Source organism: Microcystis sp. M144S2, from assembly GCF_020246065.1.
Classification (GTDB): Bacteria; Cyanobacteriota; Cyanobacteriia; order Cyanobacteriales; family Microcystaceae; genus Microcystis; species Microcystis ichthyoblabe_A.
In genome coordinates this window covers 22,949-34,493 of sequence record NZ_JADBTR010000122.1, presented here as the reverse complement: position 1 = coordinate 34,493, position 11,545 = coordinate 22,949, and the positions used below count along the sequence as shown (strand labels likewise).

The following is an 11,545-nucleotide window of genomic DNA, read 5'->3' as shown; positions in this document are numbered from 1 at the left end:
TCGCCCCTACAGGACGCGGGCCGATGAAGACGCAAGGTTTTGAAGCACGATTCTCTCAAAATCTTGCACCTGTTTCGCGAGAAAAGCCACAAAACCCTTACCTTGCCTACATTTCACCTTTATTCAGCAAGCCCTAATTAGTCTGTTTTTTCTTGACTCGATCGCAATTAAGCGATCGAGTTTTTTTGATAAAAAAACATCACTTCGGGTTAATACGGAGTGAAACCCAACCACCGAGGATCTATTACCCTCTCCCTACAGGAATCGCACTTGGCACGACCAGAAACTGCCCGATGTTGCTTACCACTTTCTAGCCGTTTTGTCAACACCCTATAGAATTAAATATCATACCAGACGATAAATGATAACTATAAATAATCAATGGTCGTAAAGAAGAGACAGCTGCAATAGGATTAATGCAGTCTTTCTGAACTTTTTTAGAGATCATGAAAACCTTACCTATGTCTTTGGTGTTAGCGGGAATTAGTAGTTCACTTGTGCTAACGGGGGGGGGGTAAACCCTGTCCGCGCGGCGGTTCTGATCGGGAATCTCCCGCAAACGAATGATGATAATAGTACTACTTTAAGTGGTGTTAATACTGTAAAAGCACTCGCCTTTACCCTGCCCGCGGGTAACAATTACAGCCTCGACAACGCCATCCTGCGACTCAGGGCCTACGAAACCGGAGAGGCTCCCCTCGTCCAGATCCGCAATGATGTCGGGGGTAGCGATCCGGGCAGTACCGTCCTCGCCAATTTCACCAATCCCACCCCTCAAGGAGCGGGAGACTTTAACTACACCTTCACTCCCACTGGCCCCCTCACGTTTACCGCCGGTACTAAATACTGGTTATACGTTACCGTTACCAGTGGAACTTTCCAATGGCGCGGTTCTAGTCCTGGTATAACCCCGACGGGCATCGCCACGTCCTCGGGAGCCAGGTCTAGTAATAACAGTGGAGCGATTTTCGTTAGCAGTATCACTTTAAACAGTTTCCAGATCAACGCAACCGAGATAACCAGCCCGGTGGCCAGCACTCCCGAACCTAGTGCGATCGCGGCGTTGTCCCTGTTCGGATTGGGATTACTGGGGGTTAAAGGTCGTCGGAACGAGGGATAAGTTGCCGGTGGTTAGGTTGAACAGAGTGAAACCCAACCACCGAGGATCTATGTCGGGTTTCGTTGCCTCAACCCGACCTACGAATTTACTATACAAACGGGGAAACTTTTAAGGATTAGGGATCGATCGCACCAGCAGAGTCAGAATACTGGTTAATACTGCCACTACCACGGGAATAATCAACGATTTTGCCCCCTTAAGGTCAGAGACATCCTGAATTAAAGCGTCCTGTGTTCCCTCTACTTTTTCCAATCGCCTATCAATAATCTTGAGTTCGGTTTTCACCTCGGCCATATCTACTTTTAGATCGGTGAAATCTTTCTGTAAAGAGTCTAATTTTTCCGTGATATTTGTCAGGATAATTTCTAGGGAATCGGTGACGGGGGCTTGACTCATCTGAATTTCGGGGAATATTCGATCGCTCGGTGATATTGTAGGCTGATAATCGTTGCCGTTTCCTCTCTCTTATAACAAAGAAAAAACGACTGCCCCCGCCGTTGGTGGAGATTTCGACTAATAATCAATAGATCAAAGCAAAAGTAACTGGATTTCCTGAGAAAGTGGCTAATACTAAATCAGGCTATTAAAAACTGATTATTTATTCCCCTTTGCCTTTTGCCTCATGCCTTTTGCCTAAAACCCATAACTTTTGTACCTCACTAGACTGAAAAACGCTATAGTATAAGCTCTTGTGCAAAAACAAAAGAGTTGAGCGGAAACACTCAACTCCTTGGTTATCTATGCTTGATTCTATAAAGTGTTATTGTGACTGCCAAAAACTTGCGCTTTTAGTGCATCAATTTCGGCTAATAACTCGCGGCGATTTTCATCCTTGAGCAGATAGCGCCAGACAAACCAACCAGTATAAACGATCCCAACTAATTGTAGGATAGGAGCAAGGAGGGGAATATCATCGATCGCATCTAAAACCGCTAGGGTAACTTTCACGGTGACAAAACTCGCTAAAATTGCCCCCAGAACGATTAAAGGTTTTTTGTATCCAGAGAAGAAACCACCGATATAATCGGGGACGTTAGCCAGATAGGACATCACCGAATCCCAAACGGGTTCTACATATTCAGACCAAATCTGTTCGGTGCTGCTGCTGGGTTTGCTCAGAGACCCGGGTGAATCCGTTCTAATCGGATTTTTGGTCTCGGTGGGTTGCATTGATTCCATATTAACTGATCCTCATCATAAAGGTTAGACAGTGCGCGAATACGACCAACGGGGGTCAATTTTAACAGACTTAATAGACTAACTCGCTGTTGCCCATATTATCGGATAATTGCGATAGTAGGCGGAAAGTTTCTCAACAACTATTAAGAATCAAGGATTTAGCTTCTCAATTTTATCGTCAGTCTGACCGCAATTCTCTATTCTAACAGCAGGTAGCGATCGGAGTTGAGGAATCAGGGGGCGTCAGTTGGGTGCTGGGGATTGGTTGTTAGGATTACCAGATAAGATAATTAAATGCAGACTAAATATCTTCGAGATGCGTTCTATGGACTCCACAGTTAGCTTGCTTACCCGCATTACTCAAACACCTGGCCAGTGTGGTGGTCGTCCTTGTATTCGGGGGATGCGAATTCGAGTAACGGATATTTTGGAAATGTTGGCGGAGAATGTGAGTATAACTGAAATTTTAGAAGACTTTCCCGATTTGGAACTCGCAGATATCCAAGCTTGTTTACTTTTTGCAGCACGGTGTACGGATTTTCCTAAACTAACGGCATGAAAATTTGGATTGATGCTCAACTACCTCCAACTCTAGCAAGCTGGTTATCAGCGACCTTTGATTTAGAAGCATCGTCCCTGCGAGACTTATCCCTTCGAGATGCTCAAGATATCGATATCTTTGCAGCAGCGCGAGCGGAAAATGCCGTGATTATGACCAAAGATAGTGACTTTATTGATTTGGTTTGTCGTCTGGGAACACCTCCTCAAATTTTATGGTTAACCTGTGGTAATGTCACAAATCAGAATCTGCGGCGATTACTGACAGCTACTTTACCCGATGCGTTGAAACAACTAGAGCAGGGAACAATAATTGTAGAGATTAGCAATACTCCTTAAAATCCTCCCCTATTCCTGGATAAGTTGCATGGGTGCGGTGCGAGGATCGATGATTTTCTGCCCTAAACCCGAAAATTTGACCGCTAGATTCATTTTTTTACCCGTACCGAGGATATGGGTCACTTCTCCTTCTCCAAAAGTAGAGTGTAACACTCGATCGCCTACCTGCCATTTTCTTTGATCAGAGACAGCTTTTTCCATAGGAACCACTTTTGGGGTCTTTTTCGGTTTCAGGTTGCTTGTGAGCAATTCTGGGGGCAATTCCTGCAAAAATTGGGAAGCTACCTTCATCTCTTTATTCCCCCAGACATATCTTTCTTTTGCGTAGGTTAAAAATAATTGTTCCTTGGCCCGAGTCACTCCCACATAACACAAACGGCGTTCTTCCTCAAGGGCAATGGGATCGTTTAAACTACGATTATGGGGAAAAATGCCCTGTTCTAAACCGACTAAAAAGACGATAGGAAACTCTAAACCTTTGGCCGAATGAAGGGTCATTAACGAGACTTTTTCTTGACCTTCCTGAAGATTGTCTAAATCCGAGGCTAAACTAGCACTAGCGAGAAATTCCTGGAGATTGGTTTCTTCGTTTTCCTCTTGGAATTGTACCACAGCGCTATACAATTCTTGAATATTCTCGATGCGGGTATCAGCTTCCTCGGTTCCCTGCTGTTTTAATTCATCGATATATCCCGAATCTTCCATGATTTGGTCTAGGATTTCACTAGCGGATAAATCGGTGATTTTTTCTTGCAGGTTTTGGATAATTTTAGCTAACTTATTGATGCTTTTAGTCGCACGACCGGCGAGAGTATTAACGGAAGTTTCATCGCTGATAATTTCCCATAAAGGTACTCCTAATTCTTGGGCAGCTTTGAGCAAATTATCGATTGTGGTTTTACCGATACCGCGCCGGGGAGTGTTAATAATTCTCAGTAAACTAACGGTATCGGCAGGATTGGCAATCACTCGTAAATAAGCGATCGCATCTTTAATCTCCTGTCGATCATAGAATTTAAATCCCCCGACAATATTATAGGGAATATTATTGCGAATTAACCCATCTTCAAAGGGACGAGATTGGGCGTTAATTCGGTAGAGAATGGCAAAACTACCCCAATTTAATTCGGGGTTTTCTTGAGTAAATTCTCGAATTTTATCGATAACAAAAGCCGCTTCTTCCTGTTCATCTCTAGCTTTAAAAACATAGATACTATCGCCCCCTTCTCTGGTGGGAACAAGGACTTTATCGATTCTTTGACTATTCTTTTCAATTAACTTATTGGCTGCTTGCAGAATATTCTCCCGTGAACGATAGTTTTCCTGTAGTTTCACCATCGTGCGAGTATCATCATCGGGTAAACCATCACCAAAGTCCGCTTGAAAATTGAGCAGAATAGTGAAATCGGCCATCCGAAAACTATAGATAGATTGGTCGGCATCACCTACCACAAAAATAGATCGATCCGTCCAATTCCACTCACTTTTTTTCGTTTCACCATTGGTGGATAAAAGCCGAATTAACTCGTACTGAATCCGGTTAGTGTCTTGGTATTCATCGACTAAAATATGCTTAAATTGCGTGTGCCAATAACCGAGAATAGATTCATTTTGCTGAAAAAGACGGACTGGAACCAGTATCAAATCATCAAAATCTAGGGCATTATTTTGCGCCAATTGCATCTGATAAGCCTGATAAACCTCAGAAATAACCTTTCCCCGAAAATGAGGGTTTTCTCTGGCGTAATCCGTGGGGGTTAAACCTAAATTTTTAGCATTACTAATCGCATAACGCAGATTGCGAGCATCAAATTTTTTATCGTCTAAATTCATCTGTTTAGTGACGATATTTTTCACTAAACTCTGGGCATCAGATTCGTCCATAATCGAGAAATTTCTTTGCCAACTATGACCATATTCATCCTGATATTTATTAATGTCATAGCGCAAAATTCGACCGCAAAGACTGTGAAAAGTCCCGATCCAGAGTTTTTTAGTATAATGCCGATAAACTTGAGAAAAGAGTTTTTTCTGTTCGTATTCTTCTAAAAGTTCTAATCTTTGACCGTATTTTTCCTGTGCTTTCTGTTGAGCAAAAGTTTTTTCAATTCTAGTTTTCATTTCCCGGGCCGCCTTATTGGTAAAAGTGACCGCGAGAATATTTTCTGGATCGACCCCGTGATGACGGATCAAATGGGCGATACGATAGGTTAAAGCGCTGGTTTTTCCCGATCCTGCTCCAGCAACCACCAACAAAGGGCCGCAAAAATGCTCAACAGCGATGCGCTGGGAAGGATTGAGTTGTTCTAAATAATCGGCTGTGACTGTCATAATCTTTCCATATAGCTCTGCGACCTCTATTACTCAGGCTACATCATCGAGACGGGGATCGGGCATTAGTCAACCCCTTGAAGAGATAAAAATTTTTTGGGCTAGTTTGTTTCAAATCGCTCAAGATTCTAAGTTGTCCTCTACAATGGAATTAGCGGAGACGAAAGTTTCCGTTCACTCCTCACACCACACTCCGTCCGGACAATGTTCGGGCGGTTTCTTATTGAAAATACTTGATCTCTACAAATTCCCTGTTACACTGTATGATCAAAGATTTCTTGGAATCTTTTTACGTTCAAATGTACTACTATGTGAGGGACATCACTTGTCTAAACGTTATTTGTTCACCTCGGAATCGGTTACAGAGGGACATCCCGATAAAATTTGTGACCAGATTTCTGATACCATTCTCGATGCTCTGTTATCCCAAGATGACCACAGTCGTGTAGCGGCTGAAGTGGTTGTCAATACAGGGTTAGTCTTGATTACCGGTGAAATCACCTCGAAAGCGCAAGTTCATTTCGTCAATTTAGTTCGCAGTAAAATCGCTGAAATCGGTTATATCAACGCAGATAACGGATTTTCCTCGAATAGTTGCACCGTTTTAGTCGCTTTAGACGAACAATCTCCCGATATTTCCCAGGGTGTCACGGCTGCTCAGGAAAATCGCGAACTTCTCAGCAATGATGAACTCGATAAAATTGGTGCGGGAGACCAGGGTATTGTCTTCGGTTTCGCTTGCAATGAAACCCCCGAATTTATGCCCTTACCGATTAGTTTAGCCCACCGCATCGCTCGCCGTTTAGCGGCAGTCAGAAAAACGGGTGAACTGTCCTATCTGCGTCCCGACGGTAAAACGCAAGTATCGGTCATTTATGAAGATGGTCGTCCCGTGGGTATCGATACTATCCTTGTTTCTACCCAACACGATGCTACTATCGGCGATATCACCGATAATGATCTCGTCCAACAAAAGATTAAAAGTGATCTCTGGGAAGCGGTAGTACAACCGGTCTTCAGCGATTTAGAAATTAAACCCGATGCCAATACCCGTTATCTGGTTAATCCCACTGGAAAATTCGTCATTGGTGGACCCCAAGGCGACGCGGGATTAACGGGACGGAAAATTATCGTCGATACCTACGGTGGCTATTCTCGTCACGGTGGCGGCGCTTTCTCCGGTAAGGATCCTACCAAAGTCGATCGCTCCGCGGCCTATGCTTGCCGTTATGTGGCCAAAAATATCGTCGCTGCTGGTTTGGCCGATAAGTGCGAGATTCAAGTGGGTTATGCGATTGGGGTAGCTCGTCCGGTGAGTGTCTTCGTGGAAACCTTTGGCACTGGCAAAGTCGCCGATGATGTGATTCTGGACTTAATCAATAAATACTTTGAACTCCGTCCGGCTGGTATTATCCAAACCTTTAACCTGCGCGGTTTACCCAGTGAAAGAGGCGAGCGTTTTTACCAAGATGTAGCCGCTTATGGTCATTTTGGTCGCAATGATCTCGATTTACCCTGGGAACAAACCGATAAAGCCGCTATCCTCAAAGAAGCTTTGACTTCTGCGGTGGTATAGGGTTAAAAATTAACTGAAAATTTTGATTCAGGAATAGAGTTTCAGGCTCTATTCCTTTTTTATACTAAATTCGTTGAGTATAGGCTACTTAGGGTTTGCGGCAAAAAGTTTTTCGTGGGGGTAGGGTGTGGGGTGTGGGGTGTAGGGTTTTACCGATTTTCAGGGGGTCAATTACCTAATTTTCAGGGAAAAAGTGCCTAAATTTCCCCCCCGATCACCCCAAGATCTGGCACTTTTTGATGGGAAAAAAGTCTAAAATTCTTATCCAACAAGGTTTTTAGATTTATTCAGCACACCCTACTTATGAGAAGAGGCAAAAGCGGGAATAAATAATCAGATTTTCTAACCTGAAGATTAATCTTCAGTATGCTAGGCTAAAATCTAAAAGAATAACCAATTTTTAGCTTTAATTGACTTTGATCATGGCTATTAGTGGCAATATCTCCCTCGATACCGAAATCGATCACACCTTGACGATTAATTTGCTGACGAATTCCCATTCCAGTGCGAATTAAAGCACCACCATTACTATTATCGCTGGTAATTACGCCCAATTCTGCTAGAAAAGTTTGATCGAAGCGTTTCGGATAACCAATCGGTCGGGAGTAACCGAGAATTGCAGCGGGTAAAAAAGATCGATCGCCGTTATCGGGGTCAGTTTTTATGTTTAAATCGAGATTAAGATGCAAGCGATCAAATTGACCAACAGTTTTACTGGCAATTCCCCGCAGACGAAAATCTAATCCCCCGGCATTATTTCCCGTCGGTAATCCTAAATCGGTACGAATAGCAAAAGCGGGGACATTATCGTATTCTCGATTGAAATTATAGAAAAAACCTACAGATAAATTTCCCACATCAAAATCCGTATCATCACTATTCACTCGTCCTCCTACTTGCGGATCGATGCCGATAATAATATGACCATTGCGAATAATACCGTTGAGGTATTCAATATCAAACTCACCACCGACATTGCTGTTTTCAGGAAAGACTAGACTTCCTCCAAATTCTATCGATTGTTCCCCAAAACCCATACTTTCAGAATCATCAAAAGAAAGGGGACGACCGGAATCAAGATTGTTATGATCGTTGGCAAAAACTGGATTGGTAAAACTGGCAACTAAACCCACGGCAATTAATAAAAATCTTCTCATTTTGTCGGTTCCTCTTGATCATTGCTGTGGTCAGGTTTTTTCTCCGTATTAGCAGGGTTTTCTGGGGAGTGATTTTCGTGGTTATGGTGTTGGTGATCTCCTCCCTCATCTACTTGAGAATTATCGGGTTTTTTCTCAGAATTATCAGGATTTTCGTGATTATGACCTTCGTGAGAAATATCTGCTGGCATTAATCCCATACCCGGAATTCCTGACTGAAAACGATGATCATGTAGTCCTTCACCACCATAATTTTTTCCTGCTTCCATTTCCCGATGATTAGCAGCCATTACTAACCAAATAGCGCGGGTAATTTGTTCGTCTTTTTGTTGGGGAGTTAGCCAATCTGATGCCAGAATATCATTAACCATATCGTGCAACATATGCAGGTTATCGAAGGTGTTAGATATTGCAGGAAAACGTCGGGCAAACTTGGGACTAAGTTCGGCAAACATGGGCATAAAAGCTCGATCGGTGCGATATAATTCCTTAGTATGATATTGTTTACCCACCTGTTTATAAGCCTGTTTTTGTTCCTCTAAAGTTTTCTCATAAAGCAAGTCATACATTGTTCCTTGTAGCCAATGGTAGCCCCAAAATAAGCCATTTACTTTCGGATATTTCTGCCGAAAAGCTTTAGAATAGGGCTGGGAATCCAGATAACCCATATTCATCGGTAATCCAGTAATAGCATAGGGAACTTTTGTCAAGTAAAATTGATATAATTTTTCAATTTCTGCTTCTTTTTCATCATTAGTTAATTTGCTGCTGGCTAAAACATCAACGGTTTGAGCATGGAAAATATGCGCCCACTCGAAAACCTGTTCTAAAACACCGTATTTTCTGCCAAAAGTTGGGGAGATATTACCCTCGTCGGGCATAAATTTAGGCGGATTTTTTAAAACCCAATTAATTTTTTGGTATGTCTTAGTTTCTAAATCTTTCGCTTTTCCTGTTACGATATCTTCGTAGGCAAAGGCATGACCAACAGCGATCGCATTCAAATCTAAAGCTAAATCTCTGACATTATAAATGGCATTGTTATAAACCCCTCTTTGGGGATAAATATGATTACGTTGCTTGTTATACATCCAAGCTGGTATATTGTCAGGAATTGCTTGTAAAGTCTGAGGTTGAGGTGACTGAGTATGTAAATGTTGAGCAATTACAGGAGTAGAAATTAGTGCTACAGTTACCAATAAAATTAACTTTTTCATGATAGTTAAACCTTGAGATTAGGGCAAATAAATTGATTGTCTTTTGCTGGTGTATCCGTCCATCCTTGCAGGGTTTCGGTTAATTGTTGACGCAATAAAAGCAATTGTTCCACTTGTCGATCGATCTCAGCAATATGTTTAATTAATTTTTCCTGAATATCTCCACAGGGTAACTCGCCCTGGTCATGAATTACTAAACATTCGCGGATCTCTTGCAGACTTAAACCCAAGGATTGCAATCTTTTGACAAATAGCAAGCGATGGACAGTATCGGGAGTAAATAGGCGAAATTGTCCCTCTGTCCTCTCAGGAGAATGAATTAGTCCTAATTCCTCGTAATAACGAATTGTTTTAATTGAAACGCCACTTTCTAGGGAAAGTTGACCGATTTTGAGCATTATTTTTGCTCCTTAATCCTATCGTTACTCCATGATAAAATCTCCCCTTGACTGGAGAATCAAGGGGGGGAAAGAAATATTTTTTTAACTGACTTTACACTCAACTCCAAAACCGACCAAGAGAACTTTTTCTAAGGGTTCTCCCTCCTGGGGACGTTGATAGTTAATAATTTTGCGAATTCGCAGGTCTGGATTGATTAAAGTAATTGAATCCACGGAAACACTGCGAGTATAATTAGTGGTCATTAATAACTCTCTGGTGGTGGAATCAAAGCGAAAAGCGGAGATAATTGGTCTTGCTTCTTCGTAGGCGCGATCACGAAGATAATCCCCTTCTAAATAACCATTATTTTCTGCTTTAACCACAAATAAAAGATTAAGATTTTGTCGTACTTCTTCCCCTTTTTCCGAGATGGTATAGAAACCTAAATTAAACCCGGGGATACTTTCTAAATCGGCAATATCAACATAGTTATTATCTCTCAGAACTTTCTGTTTAATCTCCCTGGTGAGGGGTTGGATGAGAAATTCAGTGCGGGAACGTTCCACTTCTTGAGCAGCTAGATAATGATAGGTTCTTTCCGTTTGCCAACTACCGACACAATAGGCAAAAAATTGCTGAAAAATTTCGGTATTCATAGATTTAATTCTCCTGTTGCCAGTATCTTAATCTTGAGTTATTCTATCACTAAGTTGTTCCCTATTTTCAAAACCATAACAATCTCGAACCAGATAAAGTGGCCTACCCTTTACTTCTTCATAAACCCTGCCAATATATTCGCCAATAATACCAAGAGTGAGTAGTTGAATTCCTCCTAAAAATAAGACAGCAACCATCAGAGAAGCGTATCCGGGTACATCGATTCCTAAAATAATAGTCCTGAGAATTAAAAAACTAGCATAAACAAGACTAACAAGTGCAATGATAAATCCTACATAGGTCCAGACTTTCAGAGGTAAAAAACTAAAAGAGGTAATACCATCAATGGCAAAATTCCATAATTTCCAGTAATTCCATTTAGTTTGTCCTTGATACCGGGGTTCTCGATCGAATAAAATTGATGTCTGTTTATATCCCACCCAAGCAAATATTCCTTTCATAAATCTTTGACGTTCGGGCATCTTTTTAATTGATTCTACCACTCGGCGATCAATCAAGCGAAAATCTCCCGTATTAGGGGGAATAGGAACCCGACTTAATTTATTAATGACTTGATAGAAACCTTCTGCGGTGAAACGTTTCAACCAACTTTCGCCAATTCTAACCCGACGGGACGCATAAACCACATCATAACCCTGCTGCCATTTTTCGAGCATTTCGGCAATTAATTCGGGGGGATCTTGTAAATCAGCATCAATAGGAATGACTGCCATTCCTTGACTGTAATCAATTCCTGCTGACATGGCAATATCTTTACCAAAATTCCGGGATAAATTAACCACTTTAATTTGTGGGTAACGTTGATGATATTCCAGGAGATTTTTGAGAGTATTGTCACGACTACCATCATTGACGCAAACGATCTCATAACTGATATTTAGTGCCTCTAAAACCGCTAAAAGTTGCCTAAAGAGAGCATCGATGTTTTCTTCTTCGTTATAAAGAGGAACAACAACAGATATTTTCACGGGTATTTGATTTGATAGCATATTAATTTACCAAAAAATTA

At 41.8% G+C, this 11,545-nt stretch carries 12 protein-coding genes and 1 pseudogene; 5 read left to right on the top strand and 8 right to left on the bottom strand.

Going from position 1 to position 11,545, the window contains the following annotated elements:
* Positions 1 to 538: 538 nt before the first annotated feature.
* A pseudogene (locus IM462_RS21060) lies at positions 539 to 1,000 on the top strand (choice-of-anchor R domain-containing protein); the annotation flags it as partial.
* A 27-nt stretch (positions 1,001 to 1,027) separates the two neighbouring features.
* Complete coding sequence (locus tag IM462_RS14720) at positions 1,028 to 1,120, top strand: PEP-CTERM sorting domain-containing protein (RefSeq protein ID WP_157404800.1); 93 nt, start codon at positions 1,028 to 1,030, stop codon at positions 1,118 to 1,120.
* Between the two features lie 108 nt (positions 1,121 to 1,228).
* Here the strand turns inward: IM462_RS14720 and IM462_RS14715 are convergent, their stop codons facing one another.
* Both IM462_RS14715 and IM462_RS14710 read right to left on the bottom strand, forming a co-directional pair.
* Complete coding sequence (locus IM462_RS14715; protein ID WP_287702972.1) at positions 1,229 to 1,516, bottom strand: shikimate dehydrogenase; 288 nt, start codon at positions 1,514 to 1,516, stop codon at positions 1,229 to 1,231.
* A gap of 354 nt (positions 1,517 to 1,870) precedes the next feature.
* Positions 1,871 to 2,299 (bottom strand): CAAD domain-containing protein, encoded by a 429-nt coding sequence (locus IM462_RS14710; protein ID WP_287702970.1) that lies wholly within the window; start codon positions 2,297 to 2,299, stop codon positions 1,871 to 1,873.
* Positions 2,300 to 2,624: 325 nt separating this feature from the next.
* Here IM462_RS14710 and IM462_RS14705 point away from each other — a divergent pair, with 325 nt between their 5' ends.
* Both IM462_RS14705 and IM462_RS14700 read left to right on the top strand, forming a co-directional pair.
* Entirely contained in the window at positions 2,625 to 2,858 is a 234-nt protein-coding gene (locus tag IM462_RS14705) for a DUF433 domain-containing protein (RefSeq protein WP_039899814.1), read from the top strand.
* On the top strand, positions 2,855 to 3,196 hold the full coding sequence (locus IM462_RS14700; protein WP_193956888.1) for a DUF5615 family PIN-like protein: 342 nt from the start codon (positions 2,855 to 2,857) through the stop codon (positions 3,194 to 3,196). The genes IM462_RS14705 and IM462_RS14700 overlap by 4 nt, the downstream gene beginning before the upstream one ends.
* 9 nt (positions 3,197 to 3,205) lie before the next feature.
* Here IM462_RS14700 and pcrA read toward each other — a convergent pair whose 3' ends face one another.
* Complete coding sequence (gene pcrA / locus IM462_RS14695; protein WP_287702968.1) at positions 3,206 to 5,527, bottom strand: DNA helicase PcrA; 2,322 nt, start codon at positions 5,525 to 5,527, stop codon at positions 3,206 to 3,208.
* A gap of 325 nt (positions 5,528 to 5,852) precedes the next feature.
* On the opposite strand from pcrA, the gene metK reads away from it, so the two are divergent.
* Complete coding sequence (gene metK, locus IM462_RS14690) at positions 5,853 to 7,103, top strand: methionine adenosyltransferase (RefSeq protein WP_039899812.1); 1,251 nt, start codon at positions 5,853 to 5,855, stop codon at positions 7,101 to 7,103.
* A gap of 374 nt (positions 7,104 to 7,477) precedes the next feature.
* On the opposite strand, the gene IM462_RS14685 is transcribed toward metK, so the two are convergent.
* The 5 genes from IM462_RS14685 to IM462_RS14665 form a co-directional block, all read right to left on the bottom strand.
* Complete coding sequence (locus tag IM462_RS14685; RefSeq protein WP_287702966.1) at positions 7,478 to 8,260, bottom strand: hypothetical protein; 783 nt, start codon at positions 8,258 to 8,260, stop codon at positions 7,478 to 7,480.
* The gene (locus IM462_RS14680) at positions 8,257 to 9,477 is read right to left on the bottom strand and encodes a hypothetical protein (RefSeq protein WP_287702964.1); all 1,221 of its coding nucleotides are present in this window, start codon (positions 9,475 to 9,477) and stop codon (positions 8,257 to 8,259) included. Before IM462_RS14680 ends, IM462_RS14685 begins: the two co-directional genes overlap by 4 nt.
* A gap of 5 nt (positions 9,478 to 9,482) precedes the next feature.
* A complete protein-coding gene (locus IM462_RS14675) occupies positions 9,483 to 9,875 on the bottom strand; it encodes a MerR family transcriptional regulator (protein WP_287702962.1) in 393 nt (130 codons plus the stop codon).
* Between the two features lie 84 nt (positions 9,876 to 9,959).
* The gene (locus IM462_RS14670) at positions 9,960 to 10,514 is read right to left on the bottom strand and encodes a phycobiliprotein lyase (RefSeq protein WP_287702960.1); all 555 of its coding nucleotides are present in this window, start codon (positions 10,512 to 10,514) and stop codon (positions 9,960 to 9,962) included.
* A 27-nt stretch (positions 10,515 to 10,541) separates the two neighbouring features.
* A complete protein-coding gene (locus IM462_RS14665; RefSeq protein WP_287702958.1) occupies positions 10,542 to 11,525 on the bottom strand; it encodes a glycosyltransferase family 2 protein in 984 nt (327 codons plus the stop codon).
* Positions 11,526 to 11,545 lie beyond the last annotated feature (20 nt).